Origin of the sequence: Exiguobacterium sp. s123 (genome assembly GCF_018617075.1) — a bacterium.
In the GTDB taxonomy this organism is placed as follows: Bacteria; Bacillota; Bacilli; order Exiguobacteriales; family Exiguobacteriaceae; genus Exiguobacterium; species Exiguobacterium profundum.
Genome location: NZ_JACSJL010000001.1, coordinates 610,348 through 630,436 on the forward strand (window position 1 = coordinate 610,348; position 20,089 = coordinate 630,436).

17 protein-coding genes are annotated in these 20,089 nt (G+C 48.8%); 5 read left to right on the forward strand and 12 right to left on the reverse strand.

The window, feature by feature from the left end:
* Positions 1 to 87: 87 nt before the first annotated feature.
* The 9 genes from KNO72_RS03195 to KNO72_RS03235 all read right to left on the reverse strand — a co-directional run bounded on the left by KNO72_RS03195 (position 88) and on the right by KNO72_RS03235 (position 9,272).
* The gene (locus KNO72_RS03195) at positions 88 to 795 is read right to left on the reverse strand and encodes a hypothetical protein (RefSeq protein WP_074037502.1); all 708 of its coding nucleotides are present in this window, start codon (positions 793 to 795) and stop codon (positions 88 to 90) included.
* Positions 792 to 2,366, reverse strand: coding sequence for a pilus assembly protein PilM (gene pilM, locus KNO72_RS03200; protein WP_214757200.1), 1,575 nt, complete (start codon positions 2,364 to 2,366; stop codon positions 792 to 794). The genes KNO72_RS03195 and pilM overlap by 4 nt, the downstream gene beginning before the upstream one ends.
* Before the next feature lie 12 nt (positions 2,367 to 2,378).
* Entirely contained in the window at positions 2,379 to 3,131 is a 753-nt protein-coding gene (locus KNO72_RS03205) for a prepilin peptidase (protein ID WP_078146552.1), read from the reverse strand.
* A gap of 89 nt (positions 3,132 to 3,220) precedes the next feature.
* A complete protein-coding gene (locus KNO72_RS03210) occupies positions 3,221 to 3,697 on the reverse strand; it encodes a prepilin-type N-terminal cleavage/methylation domain-containing protein (RefSeq protein WP_214687813.1) in 477 nt (158 codons plus the stop codon).
* A 141-nt stretch (positions 3,698 to 3,838) separates the two neighbouring features.
* A complete protein-coding gene (locus tag KNO72_RS03215) occupies positions 3,839 to 5,056 on the reverse strand; it encodes a type II secretion system F family protein (protein WP_078146550.1) in 1,218 nt (405 codons plus the stop codon).
* Positions 5,057 to 5,062: 6 nt separating this feature from the next.
* Positions 5,063 to 6,100, reverse strand: a complete 1,038-nt coding sequence (locus KNO72_RS03220) for a type IV pilus twitching motility protein PilT (protein WP_015881136.1) — start codon at positions 6,098 to 6,100, stop codon at positions 5,063 to 5,065.
* The gene (locus tag KNO72_RS03225; protein WP_143404754.1) at positions 6,093 to 7,763 is read right to left on the reverse strand and encodes a GspE/PulE family protein; all 1,671 of its coding nucleotides are present in this window, start codon (positions 7,761 to 7,763) and stop codon (positions 6,093 to 6,095) included. The genes KNO72_RS03220 and KNO72_RS03225 overlap by 8 nt, the downstream gene beginning before the upstream one ends.
* Before the next feature lies 1 nt (position 7,764).
* The gene (locus KNO72_RS03230) at positions 7,765 to 8,055 is read right to left on the reverse strand and encodes a hypothetical protein (protein ID WP_078146549.1); all 291 of its coding nucleotides are present in this window, start codon (positions 8,053 to 8,055) and stop codon (positions 7,765 to 7,767) included.
* Positions 8,052 to 9,272: a G5 domain-containing protein gene (locus KNO72_RS03235; RefSeq protein WP_214757202.1), complete on the reverse strand. Its 1,221-nt coding sequence runs from the start codon at positions 9,270 to 9,272 to the stop codon at positions 8,052 to 8,054. Before KNO72_RS03235 ends, KNO72_RS03230 begins: the two co-directional genes overlap by 4 nt.
* 157 nt (positions 9,273 to 9,429) lie before the next feature.
* On the opposite strand from KNO72_RS03235, the gene KNO72_RS03240 reads away from it, so the two are divergent.
* Genes KNO72_RS03240 through KNO72_RS03250 form a run of 3 tightly spaced genes read left to right on the forward strand, consistent with a single transcriptional unit; the run spans position 9,430 to position 12,062 of the window.
* Positions 9,430 to 9,885, forward strand: a complete 456-nt coding sequence (locus KNO72_RS03240) for a type IV pilus modification PilV family protein (RefSeq protein ID WP_078146547.1) — start codon at positions 9,430 to 9,432, stop codon at positions 9,883 to 9,885.
* Positions 9,833 to 10,396, forward strand: coding sequence for a prepilin-type N-terminal cleavage/methylation domain-containing protein (locus KNO72_RS03245; RefSeq protein ID WP_230872789.1), 564 nt, complete (start codon positions 9,833 to 9,835; stop codon positions 10,394 to 10,396). Before KNO72_RS03240 ends, KNO72_RS03245 begins: the two co-directional genes overlap by 53 nt.
* Positions 10,397 to 10,412: 16 nt before the next feature.
* Positions 10,413 to 12,062, forward strand: coding sequence for a hypothetical protein (locus KNO72_RS03250; RefSeq protein WP_214757204.1), 1,650 nt, complete (start codon positions 10,413 to 10,415; stop codon positions 12,060 to 12,062).
* Positions 12,063 to 12,108: 46 nt separating this feature from the next.
* Here KNO72_RS03250 and KNO72_RS03255 read toward each other — a convergent pair whose 3' ends face one another.
* From KNO72_RS03255 to KNO72_RS03265, 3 genes are all read right to left on the reverse strand, one after another.
* Positions 12,109 to 12,750 carry a hypothetical protein gene (locus KNO72_RS03255; RefSeq protein ID WP_214757206.1) on the reverse strand — a complete coding sequence of 214 codons (642 nt, stop codon included), beginning with the start codon at positions 12,748 to 12,750 and terminating at the stop codon, positions 12,109 to 12,111.
* Between the two features lie 22 nt (positions 12,751 to 12,772).
* Entirely contained in the window at positions 12,773 to 16,507 is a 3,735-nt protein-coding gene (locus KNO72_RS03260) for a DUF5057 domain-containing protein (protein ID WP_214757208.1), read from the reverse strand.
* Positions 16,508 to 16,599: 92 nt separating this feature from the next.
* The gene (locus KNO72_RS03265) at positions 16,600 to 17,802 is read right to left on the reverse strand and encodes a bifunctional folylpolyglutamate synthase/dihydrofolate synthase (RefSeq protein ID WP_214757210.1); all 1,203 of its coding nucleotides are present in this window, start codon (positions 17,800 to 17,802) and stop codon (positions 16,600 to 16,602) included.
* A gap of 109 nt (positions 17,803 to 17,911) precedes the next feature.
* Here KNO72_RS03265 and KNO72_RS03270 point away from each other — a divergent pair, with 109 nt between their 5' ends.
* Entirely contained in the window at positions 17,912 to 19,348 is a 1,437-nt protein-coding gene (locus KNO72_RS03270) for a protein adenylyltransferase SelO (RefSeq protein WP_214757212.1), read from the forward strand.
* A gap of 91 nt (positions 19,349 to 19,439) precedes the next feature.
* Positions 19,440 to 19,895 (forward strand): ASCH domain-containing protein, encoded by a 456-nt coding sequence (locus tag KNO72_RS03275; RefSeq protein WP_214757214.1) that lies wholly within the window; start codon positions 19,440 to 19,442, stop codon positions 19,893 to 19,895.
* The last annotated feature ends 194 nt before the right edge of the window (positions 19,896 to 20,089 follow it).

Below are 20,089 nucleotides of genomic sequence, written 5' to 3' on the forward strand. Positions count from 1 at the left end.
CACTGTTGATTGTAGGCAACGTGCCTCCTAAACACAATGACCCGCGACGAAAAACACGTCCCTTCAATTGCGAAGGGACGTGCCGACTTATGGTGTCGTATAGTCGTATACCGGGATATCCTTTTGCTCAAACGCCGGTTCCGGAATGTATCGGTCTGGAACGAGTTGGTCGAGGTCCGGACGATAGAAGGCATCGAGCTCGACTGTAAACTCGAGCGACTGCACTTCTTCGACCGTATTCGGTCCCGTCTCGGCAGGTCCCGTGAATTGAACCGTCCGTAACACGTGAATCCGATTCATCGACTCGATCGACTCCAAGAACGAGACGAGCGCTTCATACGTCTCTGCTTGTAAGTTGACCGTCGAACGGACCGTCGAGGCATTGACAGGTGCAACGTCCGTCGGTTCAGCCGGTTCGTTCGTCGCACTCACGTCAGCCGGATTGAACGGCTCGACCGTTTCTGGCACTTCCGACTCGGCCACGACGCCATCCGCAAATGCGATACTTGTCACATTGACACCCGCAAGAAGACTTGCCTGTGACAACGCCTCAACGACCGTGTCGAGGGCAGGAACTGTCGGAACGCGTGTCTGAAGCGTCTGAGAGTCCGCTACATCAACGGCTTTCCCTTCTTGACGCAACAACTCCAGTTTTGTTTGTTCGAGCGAGAGGTCTCGCTCAAGCGCTTCGACTTCTCCTTGTTTGACGTAGTACGTATAGCCAAAGTATGCCGGTGCGATGATTGCGGCAAGGAGGCAAATCGCAAATAACGCATAGATTGTCGAACGTTTCATTGACTCACCACCTCCTCATCCGTGTCCTCTTCCTCTGTCAACTCGTCCTCCACATCTTGGAACATGAACGTGAACTCTCCGATATAGCGTGGGAGCGGCTCTTCTTCACGTGAGTTTTCCTCCTCTTCTTCTGCGTCCACATCCGCTTTCAACTCCGTCGTCACACCGAAGAGTTTGACGTCGAGGAACCGCTCATCGGTCATGAGCGAGCGCTGGAATGCGTTCAAGTCCTCTAACGTCTCGAACTGGGTCCGAACGCTCATGATGGAGCCGTCTGCGTAGTTATACGTTAAGACGTAGCCCGTCGGCGGCAACTGCTCAGTCAACGCGCGCAGTGCAGGCACCGCATCCTTTTCCATGTCGGTCAACGCCGTCACAGTCTGGTCGAGCGAGAGCACTTGTTGCGCTTTCGAATTCACTTGTTCCGTTTGATAAATTTGGACGAGCTGTAACTCTTCTTCGATTCGCGTCTGTTCTGCCTCAAGTTGGCCGACCTCATAGTACAAGTATCCGGCTGCCCCTCCTCCAAGGAGAAGGGCGACGAGACCGGTCACGATCGGCCATCGGAGCGTCACGTCTGTCGAGTTGATGAAGTTCGTGTCCCGATCGCGCTGAAGCGTCGCCATCCCAAGGAGTGGCAACATTTGATGCGATAGCGGTGTCCCATGGGCGATAGCGAGCGGTTGCTCGACACGCATCACCGAGACGAGGGACTCAGCCTGAATCATACGGACGAGATCATCGACTTCCGGAACAGTTCCCGAAACGTATAACTCATCGATGACCCGACCATCCGTCCGCAGCGAGTAACGATAGAAATCGAGAAATCGAGCGAGTTCGTTCAACCAGTCATCCAACTGATTAGCCTTCATCTCACCTGTCCCATCATATGTATAGGTCACGACACCATCTTTCGTCCCGACCTGATACGGGAGGTCCAGTTCGATCGAGCGGATGAAACGGATCTGCCCTTCCTCAAGGACGAGCAATTGATGCGAAAACGGCGTGATATGCCAGAGTAATGTCGATTGAAGCGGATCAATCTCTGATAAGCGCATGACCCCATTGGCGACCGCGACAGAACGTGGCGTGATTTTCTTCAACGCTAAACCGCGTTTTTTCATGTACGCGCGGAGCGATTTCGTCAATTCGATCGAAACGGCATGCAACATGACGTCCGTCTTGACTCCGTCTTCTCCTAACACTTCATAATCGAACGACACATCATCGAACGGCAAGATGATTGAGCTCCCGATTTCCATGAAGAGATAGCCACGAATCTCGTCCTTCGGAATCGAAGAAGGAATCTCGACTTTTCGTGACAACACTTCGGTCTCGTCCAATGCGATTGCACACGTCATCCCGCGTCGCACTTTCAACTTGCGACAGAGCTCATCGAAAGCGAGACTGAACGCCGTCTCATCGAGAATCTTCCCTTCTCCGTATGCGTCTTTTGCTAACTGAACCGAGGCGCTTCGTTTGAACACCCCTTGTTTGATGACGGCCCCGTGGATGCTGAGCGCATCAAACGAAAAATACGCGACCGTCCCTTTCTCTATCCCACGACTCATGATCGTTTCCCCCTACATCAACTCAAAATACCAATCAAAAAAACTTTCACTAAACCAAAACGTCAACATCGTCCCGAGCGCAATGGACGGGACGAACGGAATCGGCTGTTTTCGCCCGATTTTCTTTGTGGCCATCAATCCAATCCCGACGACCGCCCCAATCAAGCTCGATAAAAATAAGGCGACGAGCACGTCACGTGGACCGAGCACAAGACCAATCATAGTAAACAATTTGACGTCCCCTGCCCCAAGTCCCCCTTTTGACACGAAAAAGACGGTCGCGAGGAGCGAAAATCCGAGCAACGCCCCTACAAGCGGGTTCCACCAAGATGCCCCTGTCAGATAGGTGAGGAGAAGTAATACCGGTGCCGTGAATTGCAAGATGACATTCGGCACGAGCATCGTCGATAAATCAGACATCGCCAAAGCGAGTAAGGTCGACAAGAAAGCGAACGCGAGTAGCGTCGTCACACTGAATCCGTAGAGTGAAAAGCTATAGCCATATCCAATGGCTCCAAGTAATTCAAAAATCGGATACGTCGGCGCGATCCGCTCGCCACACCCATGACATCTGCCTCTTAAGGCGAGATAGCCGAAAAGCGGGATGAGTTCCCACGGTGACAATTCGTGACCGCAAGACGGACAATGTGACCGCGGCGTCACAATCGATTGCTGACGTGGCACGCGGAGCCCGACGACGTTGGTGAACGACGTGATGACCGCCCCGAGGACGATGCTATATAGGAATCCAATCGATTCAATCAAGGAAGGATCCTCCTTTTGTCAGTATATGCCAAAAATAGAAAACCGGCTAGGCTGAGCGAGTGCCCAGCGCCAGCCGGCATAAACAAACATTAGTTAACTGAGTCTTTCTTCAATCCACTACTTGCAACCGTGCCTGCATCCGTAGCTGCAGTTCCGATATCTTTGGCTCCATCAAGCCATACTTTATATGAATACTTGTTGTTTGAATCTTTGATTACGTATACAACACCATTTGTATAATCCGATCCAAACGGGTCTTTCATCGTATCAATCATATTTTTAGCGTTGAGTTCACCCGTTCCTACGTCTCCAACGAATCGAATTACCGCTCCGTTACCGACTTCATTCGAAGCAACATACAACTTCGCCGCACTGACCATCTGCTTAGCATCAGAAACCATTGCATCCTTCTTCGAGTTCTCGATGATCCCACCAATCGCAACGACTGCGATGGCTGCGATAATCCCTAAAATAACGACGACGACGAGTAACTCGACGAGTGTAAGTCCACGCTCATCTTTTAACTGTTTGGCATCTTGCCAAATCATTTTCAACTTCTCTACCATGATTCATTCTCCCCTTTTGTGTAATGTGCTGTGATTAAACTAGATAAATTACTTAAGACCTAATATAAAAGTAGAACAATTTTACTATACCTTCTAAATATAGTATTGAAAAGGTATATTTTCAAAAGCTTGCATATTCCTTTACTGATTCTGAATATCACCATAGATTTGGAACATCGGGACGACAATCGAGATGACGATGACCCCGACGACGCTTGCCAATACGACGATGAGAAGCGGCTCAATAATCGACTTCAAGCGGTCGGTTGTCGTCTCGACCTCTGTCTCATAAAACTCAGCGACTTCGTTCAACATCGAATCCAAATCTCCACTCTCTTCCCCGACGGCGATCATCTGTGTCATGAGCGCCGGGAAATTCGCATTTCGCATGAGCGGTTCGTGAAGTGGTACACCTTGCGCCATCATTTCGCGCGCTTCAGTCAACCCTTTCCGGATGACACGGTTCGATACGATTCGCTCGGTGATTTCAATCGCCGTCAAAATCGGGACGGCTGCCTGTAGGAGGACTGCTAAACTTCGCGTCAACAAGGCAATCTGAGACTTCATCACAATCGTTCCGAAAATCGGCATCTTCAATAGCAAGCCATCAATGACGAACCGTTCCCGGTCCCGCTTCAACATCCAGGTGAAGGTGAGAACTCCGAGAATCGCGAGTCCAAGTAACAGCCACCAAAAGGCCGCGATGAAATCGGAGACTGCGACAACAATTCGTGTGATGAGCGGAAGCTCGCCACCGAGTTGACCAAAGATGCTCGCGAATGTCGGAACGACGTTCACCATCAAAAAGGCGACTACGCCGATGGCGACAATGGAGACGACCAACGGATACGTGAGGGCAGAAATGACCTTCCGCTTCACGTCATATTGTTTTTGGAGTTGGAGCCCGATTTGATCGAGCGCCTCCTCCAAATTCCCACTCGTCTCCCCGGCAAGTGCCATCGAACTAAAGAAGTTCGAAAAGACGCGTGGGTGTTTTTTAATCGCCTCAGAATAGGCAATCCCTTCCTTCAAATCATCCTCGACTTGACTCAATGCTTTCTTCAATACGTTCGACTCGGTCTGTACCCGTAAGATTGAAGTCGCACGAACAATCGGGACACCCGCCCGGATGAGCGTCGCGAACTGACGGACGTACATGATCAAGTGTTCGATTTTGACCCGTTCCGGTAGCAAGTTGACCTCTTTGTTCAGTCCGGTCGATTCGAGCTCGGCCAAGTCCGTTACGAGAATCGACTCTTGACGCAACTTTTCTTTCGCTTCCCGAAGCGAGACAGCCGTGATGCGACCTTTCTTACGCTTCCCGTTCAGGAGCTTTCCTTCATACTGAAATATCGCCATCACTCATCACCTCATCTCTTCTGTCGGGACGGCGTTCGGATTGATGATCCCTTGCCGAACAAGTTGTTCGATGGCAGCATCCATCGACTGCATCCCGTGCTGGCGACTCGTCTGGATGACGGTCGGCAACTGGAACTCTTTTTCATTTCGAATCAAGTTGGCAACTGCCGGATTCCCTAACATGATTTCCATGGCGGCGACGCGTCCTTTCGGCACATCAATCCGTGGAAATAACCGTTGACTCACGACGCCAAGCAGGACGTTGGCGAGTTGTGTCCGGATTTGGTCCTGTTGCTCGGCTGGGAATGCGTCGATGATTCGACTCACCGTCGACATCGCACTCGACGTATGGAGCGTTGCCATGACGAGGTGCCCTGTCTCTGCGGCGGTCATCGCCGTCGAGATGGTTTCTAAGTCTCGCATCTCCCCAAGCAAAATGACGTCCGGGTCTTGACGTAAGGCGGCCCTTAGACCACTCACAAATTTCATCACGTCAGAGCCGATTTCCCGTTGGTCGACGATACTTTGATCATGGGAATGCAAATACTCGATCGGATCTTCTAGCGTGATGATCCGCTTTCGCTGCGTGCGGTTAATCTCATGAATCATCGCGGCAAGCGTCGTCGATTTCCCTGACCCTGTCGGACCCGTGACCAAGATGAGACCATGCGGTTTTTCAATCAAACGCTTCAACACAGTCGGCAAATTGAGTTCATTCAACGTCGGGATTTCCCCGGAAATGGACCGGAATGCGATGGCAATCGTGCCTCGTTGATAGTAGGCGTTGACCCGAAAACGGGAAACACGTGGGACACCGAACGAGAAATCGAGATCCCGATCATGCTCGAGACGTTCGCGCATATCATCGGTCATAATTTCTTTTAAATATCCTTCAAGATGGTGCGGTAATACCTTCTCCTCGCCCATTGTAATGAGACTCCCATCTACTCGAATAATCGGTGGGGAACCGGCTGTCAGGTGAATGTCCGAGGCACGTTTCTCGACCGCATTCGTCAAGATGGTTTCAATCGATTGATTAATCATAAGCATTCTCCGTAATGACCGTTCGTAATATTTCTTCTGTCGTCGTCAGACCGGCGGCGACTTTTTCTAACCCGTCCGCAAGCAGGAATGTCGCTCCTTGCGACTTCGCATAATCGACCATCTCAGACTCGGTCGCCTGGTTCATGATCATCCGGCGCAAGCCTTCATCGATTGGGACGACTTCGTGAATGGCGAGGCGCCCACGATACCCTGTGAAGTTGCATGACGAGCATCCTTTTCCCCGAACGATGTGGTCGATGTGTACACCCTCTGCGTCGAACAGGCTACGTTCGCTCTTCGATACCGGTTCGACTTGACCACAGTCACGACAGACGCGACGGACGAGTCGTTGTGCCACAAGTCCCGTCGTCGAAGCGGCGACAAGGAACGGCTCGACCCCCATATCGACGAGACGGGTGATGGAGCTGATCGCTGAATTCGTATGTAGCGTTGACAAAACAAGGTGACCCGTGAGCGAGGCACGAATGGCAATCTCAGCCGTCTCCGTGTCCCGAATCTCTCCGACCATGACGATGTTCGGGTCTTGACGTAAAATTGAACGAAGCCCTGACGCGAACGTCAAGCCGACTTTCGAGTTGACCTGAACCTGGTTGATGCCGTCAAGTTGATACTCGACTGGGTCTTCTACCGTAATGATGTTTTTCGTCTCATCATTCAGTTCTTTCAACGAAGCGTACAATGTCGACGACTTCCCTGAACCGGTCGGACCGGTGATCAAGATAATTCCGTTCGGACGTTTCAGCATGTCACGGTACGCCTGTTCGTTTCGCTCGCCGAATCCGAGTTTCGTCAAATCGGTCAGTCCTTGAGATGAGTCGAGGACCCGAATAACGATTTTCTCTCCATACATCGTCGGGAGCGTCGAGACGCGGAAATCATAGGCGCGATTGCGCAATGTGTACTTGATTCGCCCATCTTGTGGTAGGCGACTTTCTGTGATGTCGAGGTTACTCATGACTTTGAGACGCGTCAGCATGACGCTTTGAATCTTCTTCGGATAGACCGTCTCGGTACGCAAGTCCCCATCAATCCGAAAACGGACGTGGAGCTGTTTCTCATGCGGATCGAAATGGATGTCCGAAGCGCGTTGGTCGATGGCACTTAAGAACAACTGGTTCACGAGTCGAATAATCGGTGCATCGTCTCGACTGATTGTTTCCTGTCGCTCGATCTCCGGGGCATCCTCTTTCAAAATTTCGACGAGCGAATGGTCCATCTCATAGTATCGACTGATCGTCTTTCGAATCTGTTCTCTCGTCGCGATGCCGATTTCGATGTTCATCCCGGTCTGAAGACGGACGTCATCGATGGCAATGAGATCGAGTGGGTCGGCTGTTGCGACATGAAGCGTATTCCCGTTCAATTCAAATGGCATGATATCGTGCTTTTGTGCCAATGCTTTCGGTACGAGCTTCGTGACCGTCACATTGATGTCATAGGAGTACAACTCAATGATCGGCACATGCAACTGTTCGTGAATCATTTGAATCAACTGTGTCTCGGTAATATGGTTTAGTCGAATTAAGGCGTCCCCTAGTTTTTCTCCGGGACGCTTCTGTTCAAGCGCTTCATCGAGCTGATTCGTCGTAATAAGCGCAGCCTCGATCAGCATCTCACCTAATCTTCGTTTCGTTCGTCTCACGTTACTTCACCATCCTTTGAGGAGCCTCCTCCTGCTCGGCCTTGTCATTCCGTTCTTCGACAAAGACGCTCGCAGCCACCCCTCCAATCAACAATACAACGAGAACCAACCATGCCCACCATGTTTGTACGAGTGATTCCTCTACCATCACGTAGACGCCGCTAGATAAGAGTGCCGTCCATAGACTGATGACAAGTTTCGTTTCACGTTTTCGCATCATCGGAACGGATAAGGCGAACAGCGTCAATGTGGCGAGTACCCAAAAGCCGAGTAAAATCAAATAGCCAATCATCCGACTGCCTCCTCTTCTGCAGGTTCTTCTTCTAATACTGGCGGTTCTGCCTCAAACGGGTCGTCGTTCGAATCATTCGAGAACGGGTCTTCTTCTTCCTCGTCCTCATCCGGGAATGTCGGAATGACCGGTTCGACCGGATCTGGTGGCGGAAGCGGCACGGAACTCTTCGTCACGATTTCCGGTGTTGGGGCATAAAAATCAAACCCGAGTAATTCCATCGTCTCTCCTTCTTCAGTCACTGTGACCCGGTAGAGCTTACCTGACTGTCCATCTTGACCTGACTGGGTGACCGATGAACTGCCAGATGGGAGCGATGATGAGAAACGGACGACTTTTTGATGCGGTACCGTCTTCACTTCTTCCACTCTCGCCTCGAAAGCGGCGTCAAACGGTTGCCCGAGCAATTGGACCGTCACAGAACCCCCTTCATTCAAGACGAGGATGGCGTACGATGTGTCTTCTCGGTTTTGAACAGCAAAGTTTGAACGCTCATCGACTTTCGTGTCATAGCCCAGTTCCACCCCGGAAGGAAGTGTTTCATGCGGCACACGTTCAAGAATGGCGAACGGTGTCGCCGCAAACATGCGGTAGAACGAAGACCCGAGTGTCGTGAGCGCCTCGTAATCTTCTCCGAACGATTTAAGACTGAAGATGTCGCCCGCCGCCATCTCGAATCCGTTCATTCGATCAAGTGCTGACTGCATGGCTGGTGTCGGGCTCACGGTGAACGAGGCGACGACCTCGCTTTCCGCCGCGACTTGCTCTAATGTCACAGATGACTCCAACATTGATGCGGCATCCATCAACGCCGGGGCAATCATCGTCAACGTCACAGGCTGACCTTCGAGATAAGGCTCGACTTTCGTTTCATCTACAGATGTCAATAGAGGATAGGCACCTGTATCTTTGATGGAGTCTAACGTATTCGATACATCGAACGTCACGACCTCTTTGCCAACCTCCATGACCGTCCCATCCATCAAATTGATTGAAAAGGGTGCCGTATTAAAGTCTTTAATCGCATTATCGAGACGAACGTTCGCTTCTTCTTTCGTCATCCCTGATACGTCGACACCCGCGACCGTCGTGTCTTTTTTATATGTAGCACTCGACTCAGCGGACGCGTCTAAATAATTGACGAGTCCGATCGTCGGTAATGTCACGAGTACGACGAGTCCAATCAAAATGAAAAGATGCATCCCATACCGCTTCATGTAAAATCCCCCCGTGTCTAATCCGACTTCTATTCTATATATCCGTTCAGCGTATAACTTTAGTATAATATGTATTGTACAAAAAATAACATTTAATTCAGTATTGCATACGTTATTTTCCGATTGTTTTACTTTTTTTGAATAGGAGGTCAATGTCTTGTCGCATGCCGAAAAAGGTTTTACGCTCGTCGAAGTGCTCGTCTCCATCGTTGTTCTTTCCATTGTCTCATTTTCTTTACTTTCGATTTTCAGCCAAAGTTTGAAGACGACACACGACAGCCTCAATCAAACGATTGCGAACCAAGTCGCGCAAAACACGTTACATACTTTAAATCGACGGGCCGCGTCCGTTGATGAACCGCTCGAACTGCGTCAATTGTTGAATCGGGACGGGATCAGCTCGACGTGCGACTTCTGCGAAGATACCCGAATCCATGGGGATACGTATATCGCAACCATTCAAATGCTGTCCACTGCACCCGGACATACCATTGAAGTTGAAATTTCGGTGACGACCGACCGTTTGCAAACGCCCGTCACCTTGAAAGGAGTCATTTCGAATGCGACATTGCGCGAACCGTTCCCTGAAACGGCTGTCCCGACAACTGACTGAGATGGAGAAACGTGAAGACGGCTTCACGCTCGTCGAGTTGCTCGTCACAGTCGTCGTCGCTTCGATTTTAAGTGGCGTCATCATTACGGCCTTTATCACTGGAACGCTCGGTTTTCAAATGACGAACGAGACGAGTGACCTTCGAAGCGAGGCCGACTATTTGATTGCCTCCGTGCTCTCTGACGTGAACCGGACCGAATTCGACGCCGTGACGGAAGTGGACGGCTCGTTTCAATTTTATCGATTGTCCGCTCCAGACATATCGGAAGCCGGAATGATTTACCGGGAGGCGGGATACGTCCCGACCGACTTGGTTCTCTCAGAGGATTCGTTTACGCCTTCTAATCCACAAATCACAGTCGAACGGATGACCATCCAGTTAAAAGATCCCGTGTTCGATCCGAGACGCCCGACTTACATGACCGGTGGACTCATCGAAATCGAGATGGATTTGACTCAGTCGAACGATCCCGATTCTGTTACGACATTTGAAAGCTCCATCCCATTCTAAGAAAGGAGGCATCCTGATGCGAAAACGTGAAGACGGATATGTTCTCGTGCTTGTTCTCGTGACGATGGCAGCCCTCGCTGTTCTGTCACTTGCGGCCATGCAAGTCAACTTGGCGACGAATAAATTGACCGTTATCCGTACAGAAGATACTCAACTGAATGAAGATGCGAAAAGCGCACTTCGCCTCATCGCCGATGAGGTTCGGACCCAGTTCCCGCTCCATGGAGAAGCGGAAGTCCCGACCCATATGGAGTCGGAAGTGGCATTTCAAACTGCAGTACAATCGCTACTTGTCAGTGACGAGCCGTTTACGGATTTGACGACAGACAGCGAGGTCCGCTATTCCATTGATTTGAAGAAAGATGCGATGGATACGACGATTCAAACGGCACCGTTCACGACGATTCTCCAAGTGAACGTTACGGCATCGCGACAAGTGAATCCGGAACAACCGGAGCTTACCGTTGAATACACACAAGATTTATATTTGACGGCTCTCCCTTCCTTTTTATACTACGTCCTCGGGTCCGACCAACAGTTAGACGTAAACGGCATGCCGACGATTCAAGGAAATATCTATTCAGGTGGTCCCCTCGCTTTCATGCGCCAAGCGAACTTCCAATTGGATGGTGTGGCGAAGCAAATTGAAAATGTCGATTCCAGTCGCCTTCACTTGAATGGCCGAATCGATTTAGTCGAATTGAGCGATTGCTTGAGTTGCCAGCAAGAGAACTACTTTACAGTAGGTACGGAACAAGCTGGCGAAAAGGCGGACGCCGGGGTGTCCCCGAGTCGCTTTTCTCCATTCCAATACGACTACTCAATCATCGAATTTTTAAATCGACGACTCGACACACCGCTCGCCTACACCAATAACGTCGACTCAAAAATCTTTGGAGAAGGTCTGATTCGCTCGACCGATCAAGTATTCGAACTCGAAAGGGTTTTATCGGAAGATGGGACCTCGATTATCGAACGCCCGACTTCGTACTTACGGGCGGATGCTTATAACGCACTCACCGACCCGACCATCGTGACATTACCGGATGCCATTTCCGACCGTGCCATGTATGTCACGGAATCCATCACCGAGTCGAATGCCCCGCTCCTTTTCGACGGGGACGTCGTCATTGAATCCCTTGAGAAGCTGACGATTGCACGGCCCCTGATCGTACGTGGTGACTTGACCATTAAAGGGAACATCTCCTTCAGTTCGACGGTCTATACGCTCGGCGATACGTTCATCGACCGAGCCAATATTCTTCCGATTGATGCAGACAAAGGGAACTCGCTCATTCTGTTATCTAAAGGAAAGATCCTGTTAAACCGAATCAACGAGTTTGACGACACACCGACGACGCTCCAGGCATTCATGTATAGTGACTCGAACGAACCGACCTATGTGTATGCGGTCGGATCCATTCTCGAAGTCAACGGAGGTCTGTATAGTAAGGGACCACTCGAAGTGAACGTCTTTAGAGGGGAATTTACTGGGGGCAACGGCTTAAGTCCAGCTGAGAACTTCGACCGTCAAGTTCCAGCTCACGAGGCCGAAAAGTCTCGATTGAAACTGACGTATAACGATTCCGTGTTCAATCAATTGGAAACACTCCCTGTCACGAATCAACTTCAATTCTTCGTCAGTCATCCCGTTCAATTGAAATGAACTAAAAAAATCGGCTTCCTCTCTGATTGAGAAGAAGCCGATTTATTTAGTTCCCCATCTTTAGAATGAGGTCCGAGTTGTAGTCTTTGGCCGTTTGTTCCATTTCCTTCGTCCATTGCGCGCCGTTATCAAGAAGCAGCTGCGTCAACTCGACTTGATTGTGACGAACAGGCTGCAATAACACCGATTTGGCATCTTGAATCGTATAGCCTTCATTGAGCAACAGTTCGGTTGCTTCGTAGTTCAACCCTTCCACCGCATACGTCAACAATCGCTCGTCCTTTAATTGCGCTACGACGACTTTCCAATACGCGGGATCCTCATTTCCATTAAATAAAGAGGCGAGGACCGGTACATTGTCAATCGACTGGAATGGATCTATATCTGATTGCAGATATGCTTCTAGCACATCTGGCGTTCCTTCTGAAAGAGCAAAGTCCAATTGTTCAATCGTTGGTTCGACTAAATCATGCGTCAATGAATAGATGACGGCTTCCCATTCACCACGTTGTTGAAAATCGTTCAATTCTTCCGATGTCACTTCCGTACGGCTTGTCAACTCATCCACCAATGATGCACCAGACAACGTCGACAAGTCTTGGTCGGCTCGAAGTTGAAGGAAGAGCCAACCCATACTTGTCACAATCAATCCTACAATCAGTAGGAGAATGATTTGTTTTCGTTTCATATCAAAACCACACTCTCATCACTCAGTAACGATCATTGTCTTGCCCTGTTGAATTTGTTTGAATCACTCGAACATAGAAAGTATCTTTTACCGCATCAAACGTTTTACCTTGAGGCAATGTCGTATATACTTCAATTTTTGCGACACCCGGCTTAATTGCGACGATTTGCTGCCCGCCGGCGTCGATTCGGACAAATTCTCTACCCGACACGACTTCCATTCGATAGTCTCTCCACGTCGCTGTCGTCGGCCAAAAGCCGAGGTCTGGGATTAGGGCGCTGGAGTCATCAACTTGAATCGTCATATCTTTTGCCATGATTTGCGTCGGATACTCATTGACACGGATGACACTCGCATTTGAACGAACGCCATTCAATAGTGTATTCACAAATTCAGATTGAAGAGTGATTGGTGCTGCTACACCATCTTTTCCGTAACCTTCATTCGCTCGGAGGGAGAACCCTCCGTCCTGTTCAGTGACGGTCAATGCGGAAGGCACATCTCCAATCAATCGGAACGGTTCAGTAACACGCGGTTCGATGTCGACTTGGATGAATGCGGTCTCGTTGACTCGTTTCGCTACCCCATCTTCATCAACTTCGTCTGTATTCCATACCCATAAGTCCAGCTGGGTCGGAGATTGGACGAGTTTCGGTGACAACACGCTGACTTTGAAAGTAGTCGACGGTGACTGAACTTGGAGTCCACTGAAAATCGAACCGGGTACGACTGTTGCTTTTAGTGTCGTCTCCCCAGGTTGCAGCCCTTCAAGTTCAAGCCCTCGATCTGTCAAGTGATACCGCACACTATTCCCATTCAACTTTTCAATTTTAATCGATTCAAACTGAGCTGTGGTCGGTAATATTTTCGGGGAGACAACTGTTTTTTGTCCGACATATAGAGATTGATCTCCGATCTCGATTGACTCGGCCGGGCTGACGACCCGTAGTGTTGATTCGGCAATGATCAACGGTCGGTTGTTCCCTGGGTCGATCGTTAAGCGAATCTTTTTCTCACCAGGACTTAAGGCACGGATTGTGGCGTTTGTCCCGCTTGTTGTAATCGAGGCAACACCTCTTGGTTCAAGTATTTCCCATTGCAACGTGCTCCACTTCGGATTCGTAAAGGTTTCGCCTGATTGATCTTTGATAGTCGGAACAATAGTTTGTTGAGCGCCGACCTGCAACGTGACATTTGGAATCGATGCGCTCTTTGCAAATGGCGCGCCAATTCCAATCAACAAGTCCGAAAAACGGTTGGATAAGTCGCTGTGCCTTTCCCATTCTTGATTCGAAGACTTCTCAATTTTTGATACAAGTTCATTTTGTTCTTTCGCCCATTTGACCAATGAAGCCGATGGGGTGGTCGCTCGAACCGTCACATCAAATTGAAGACTGGTATTTCCACGTATAAGTTTGTTTTGTTCAACTTTGTACTCGTAGAACAGATTTGGATTTAAGACCAAATCAATCTTCTTCGAATCACTCGGACGCACCACGTCACCGTTCGGCAATGTGATCGATACCACTTCAAACTGGTCAGGCAGTGTTTCTTTGAACAACGTTTCGTTGATTCGGATATTCTCTCCGTCTTTTTGATTACTTAACGAATCAAACGACTGAGGATATTGGACGTTATATTTAATCGTCCCTGTCTCGTACAAGGCAATCGTAGAGGAATCAATCGATCGAGTTACGTTGACCAACTTACTCGTATCCGCTGCTTTTTTTACGTTAATGACGAATCGGTCTGTGACGCTCGCCCCTCGAGAATCCGTCGTCGTGATTGTGACGTCGATTGGTCGATTGGCAACGACTTGGTCTTTCGGAATCACAAGTTCCTGCACATCATAGTTTCGTACACCTTTATACGTTTTTGACACACCGTTATACGTCACGACAGATGTCAATTCCTTATCACGGAAGTCATAGTCGCCAGGTCGCCATAACACTTTCACGTCTTGTCCCGATGACACTTTCACTTTCCCGGCTGTGATGTCGTCTTTGTTAAACGATTCCGTCTCATCCGCAACAGACTCTAGAATGTTGTACGGCTTATGGTTTGAGCCGATGAATGCACGATACATCGTATTGACAAAGATTTTTTGCTCGTCTGGTTTGTCAAACTTATTTGTGTGCCCTGCACCAGAATAGGTGAAGTTATTTTTTGTATACGTGTAATAATGATTATTCGCATCCCCGTAAGAACGGTTTGGACTATTTTTATCAGAAGATAAGTTATACCAAGGTGTTACATCAGGGTCATTCAAATCAAGCGTGAAGTATTGGTTGTGCGTTGTGGCAATAGTTTTTGGCGCACCATCCAACACATATGGATAAGAAGTAAAAATTCCGTCCTGTACCTTTTCAATCACGCTCGTCGGTTGCGGTGCGGCATAACCTATGTTCGTGAAAATTCGTTGCCCTGAAATGTTTTTTAAATAATTCGCATTGACAAATTGACGTTCCCATTCAGAAGTGGCCGAGTTGCCTCCACCAGATCTAAAAATCGTGTCATGCGTCAGCATGACACCCTGACCCGTTTCTGCAAACTCCTTGACTTTTGACGTCGCGGCGACATTCATACTGCCTTGCCCGTTATACGAATCCTGGAAGCCAAAAATCAACATATCGTATTCGTTCGCATTCAATTTCGAATCAAATTTCCCTTGTTGAAATTCACTCGTCGTTCCGTTGTTCAAAGTGAATTTGTACTGTCCTTTATCGTCTTGCAACATGTGTGGTAAGTCTTTGATGATTTGTCCTTTTGTACCTGTCCCGGCGGTCAACTGTAGAATATTCGCCTCTACTTTTCGATCGATATAAAGGAACGTTCCCTTTTTATAGTCAGCAAGACCTGTGACGGTATCCTTGGCGACAATCATCCAGTTCTTCGGTCCTGTATACGTAGGCTGTGACAATAAGAATTCTAATTGTGTCGCAGATGAACCGATGACCTCCGTCACCTTATCTTCCGGATCAAAACGGTCGTTATGGTCGAAATCGATATACAATTCGACGATTGTACTCGCTGTCGGTGTGCCTACGAACTGATAGGTAAACTGGAACGGTTTACGGTCATTGTTTTTGACTTCTACCGTTCCGTTCTCAATTGGTTTTTGATTATACGTGACATTGACATTTGCCAACAATGGGCGAATACTCTGTTGTTTTACCAATTCAGAAATGAGCGCCTGATCAGTAGCGAATTGCTTCACGTTCGTGAACTCTTTCAGTGTAGATAATTGTTTCACGTTTTTACTACCAAGTGTCACATCTTTATGAAGATATACCGGTAATCCTGTTTTCACATAAAAATCAGTAATTTCACCTAACTTTAAATCCGTTAAATCATTTAAAATTTTTGTGGTATCATGCTCTGCACTTCGATTTGATGTCGATTTAATTGTATTCACGTAATCAAGTGCTTCTTGATACTTCTTTTCAAGCGGGCTACTTCCGAATACAATCGCATCGTAAGCTCCATCCATTGGGAAACGAGTTGCGTTGAATTGTTTGACCGTCATAAAGTCAATCTCAAGCTTGTTCAAGCTAGTTAAATCACTTACGAGTGTCTTTTTATATGATTCAATCGCTGTATCTAAAGCCTTTTGAGTCAATACATTGCTTGCTGTATACGCATCTCTTAAATACAAAACTTTATATTTCGGTAATTCTTGCGCCTCTACAAACTTGCTTTGAGGGACGAACGAAAATAGTAAAATGAAGATTATGGCCACATGCATAAGTTTACGCAATGAATAGTCCTCCCTATTCTTAGTCTTCACTACTAATTATCCCACCCACTTGAAAAAATATACATCTATTTCTTTGACATCAGGTAAATGTTTTAGCTTAGGAAACGTCTCACTTCACTGATGAAATAAAGAGACCCGGTCACAATCAACGTCTCACTTGTCGGCGACTCGACCCAATTCTGTAGCCATGCTTTCCATTCGACAAAGCGCGCCCCATCTTTCTCTAGTTGTGCTTTCGTTCTAGCACGCGGAAAGTCAAATGTCGTTTCGTAAACGTCTCCAATTTCTTGAAGCGGGTGAATCATCTTGTCACGGTCTTTATCTTCTAAAATCGCCGTCAACACTGTCACGTCTGTCTCATATTTGGCTTGTAAAACCAAGGCCTCGATGCCTTCCGGATTATGTGCCCCGTCTAAAATGATACGCGGTCGTTTGGAGACGAGCTCATACCGCCCCGGATGTTGTGCTCGCTCGAGCCCTTTTTGGATGGCGTCATCGCGCCAACCGAGGTGACGCGCCACCGCCACGGCACACGCCCCGTTATACGCTTGATGATGTCCTGTCAATCCGAGCACGACAGATGGCATATTCTTATAAGTCACGACGGTCTCTGCCCCGTCCACAATTTTTTTCACGAGTGGACGAACATCATGAATGGAAGCACCTACGTCGTCCCCTTTTTGATGCAACAACTCAACCAATCGTTCCTCACCGATACTATGGAACATCGGCACGCCACGTTTCATGATGCCGTATTTCTCTTGTGCAATCTCTTCAAGCGTATCGCCGAGAATGCCTTGATGGTCATGTCCAATTGACGTGACAATGGTCGCGAGTGGCTGCTTCAATACGTTCGTCGAATCGAGGCGACCCCCGAGACCGACTTCCCAAATGATCAAGTCTGGACGTGTGTCATCAAAATAGCACCATGCCATCATCGTCAAGAGCTCAAACTCCGTCAGCGTCTCTGGAGCATCGTCCGCACAGGCTTTGACACGGTTCGCCATGTCGACGAGCGCGTCTTCAGGAATTGGTTCCCCGTTCAACATGATCCGCTCCTCAAACTGAATGATATAAGGGGACGTGAATGTGCCGACGGATAAGCCGTTCTCCATCGCCATCGCCCGTAAAAACGCGACGGTCGATCCTTTTCCGTTCGTCCCGGCCACATGGATGGATGGGCGTTCTTCTAACCCTAACTGCTCAATCATCCAGTTCATCCGCTCAAGACCCGGTTTGATCCCGAAGCGAAGCTGTCCACTCAACCAATCGAATACATCTTGTCTCGTCTTCATCTTCCACACTCCTACTGTTTACACTTCTGTTTCATCTTATCAAAATTCACGACAGCCGTTATGGAAAACAGTCTGTGCTATACTCGAAGCGAAGAAGGAGGCATGCGCCATGACAACTGACTGGAACTTCGAGGCGACGTACCTCGAACTACGTGACATCTTTTACGACCGTGGACCGATCCATCCGGTCGACAACCCGACACTCGTCTTGTTTAACGATTCATTAGCCGCTTCGCTCGGCCTTGATGCGCAAACACTCAAACAAGACATCGCCTTACTTGCCGGCAATCGTCAAACCGAGACGTCTTTCTCTCAAGCTTATGCCGGACACCAATTCGGCAACTTGACGATGCTCGGGGACGGACGCGCCCTCATGCTCGGAGAACATGTGACTCCGAACGGGAAACGTGTCGATGTGCAACTGAAGGGTTCTGGACCGACAGAATATTCTAGAGGGGGTGACGGACGTGCCGCACTCGGGCCGATGGTACGCGAGTTCATCATCAGCGAGGCGATGCACGCTCTCGGCATCCCGACGAACCGGGCGCTCGCCGTCGTTCAGACAGGGGAAGCCATCATGCGTCAAGGTCCAAAGCATGGAGCGATCCTGACTCGGGTCGCCTCGAGTCATCTTCGTGTCGGAACATTTCAATTCGCAGCAGGCGCCGGTTCCATCGATGACGTCATCGCTCTTACTGAAGTAGCCATCAAACGACACGACCCAGACTTGATCGATGTACCGAATCGCTATGAACAGTTCCTCGGACGCGTCGTCGAAAGACAGGCGAGACTGATTGCCAACTGGCAACTCGTCGGGTTCATTCATGGGGTGATGAATACGGACAATATGTTCATCAGCGGAGAAGGTCTCGATTACGGACCATGCGCGTTCATGGACACGTATCATCCGGAGACGGTCTTCAGTTCGATTGACCGAGACGGACGTTACGCTTATGCGAATCAACCATATATCGGGTCTTGGAACCTCGCCCGACTCGCAGAGACATTGCTGCCGCTCCTTGGCGAAACGAAAGAAGAAGCGGTTGATGTGGCGAACAAACAACTCACCCGTTATACCGAGTTGTATAAAGAAGCATACTTTACCGGACTCGCGCATAAGATTGGCCTATTCGTCCGAAAAGACGGTGACGATGCGCTAACGGATGAACTGCTTCGGTTGATGGTAGAGACGGAGGCAGATTATACGAATACGTTCCGCTCGTTGACGCTCGGTGAGATTGAATCGCTCCCATTCGCAACTCGGGAAGACGGGAAGGCGTGGATTGACGCTTGGCGAAAACGCCTAAGCGAACAAGGTCTCCCGGACGAGGACGTCAGTCGAATCATGCGCCAATACAACCCGGCCGTCATTCCTCGAAATCATCATGTCGAAAAAGCGATTCAAGCAGCAGAACGAGGCGACTTCGGCCCGACCGAGGCGCTACTCACGATTTTGCTTGACCCCTATAACTACAATCAACCGTCTGAGTACGTATCAGCAGGTCCACCGCGGACGTATCCGTATCAAACGTTTTGTGGCACGTGAACCATCTCGCTTTTGCGAGATGGTTTTTTGAAACTTCTTTTTATTTCTTACGTAATATGGAGTGCTCTTAATTCGAAAGGAAATGATCATGATGAATGAAATGACACTCGCTTATTGGAATCAATATTGGAAAGATAGTGAAGAGCATCCGCCGACTGATGTCGAAGCGTTTCAATTCGGAGATGATGCCAATACGCTAGCCGAACTGGTCGTCTCTGGAAAGAAAACCGCAACATGTTCCACACATATACTTTATGAGATTGAGAATGAACCACTCCCTTACGTCGGGCAGTACGCAATCGTTCTCAATGCAGCGGATCGACCAGTTGCCATCATTCAAACGACTGAAGTTACGATTCAGGCGATGAATGAGGTATCCGAAGCGTTTGCATTAGCCGAAGGTGAAGGAACATACATCGAATGGTGGGACATCCATGAGCGATTCTTTAGTGAGTTACTTTATTCGTATCAATTGTCGTTTGCACCAAATATGAACATTGTCTGTGAACGATTTACAGTAGTGGATCGATTCAATGCGAAAGAGTGATTGAACGGGAAGATGACATCGAGTGAAGAATAAATTTTTGATAAAGACCCGAGCGTCACTCTCGACGTTCGGGTTTCTCTGTTTCTGCAAATCGATTCATAATAGCTGGTTTAAGATGAAGAGTTGTTAAATACATAGTCTGACTACTAAGTTAGATGATTGGAATCTGATAACGGCCAGGTTACCAGATTTTT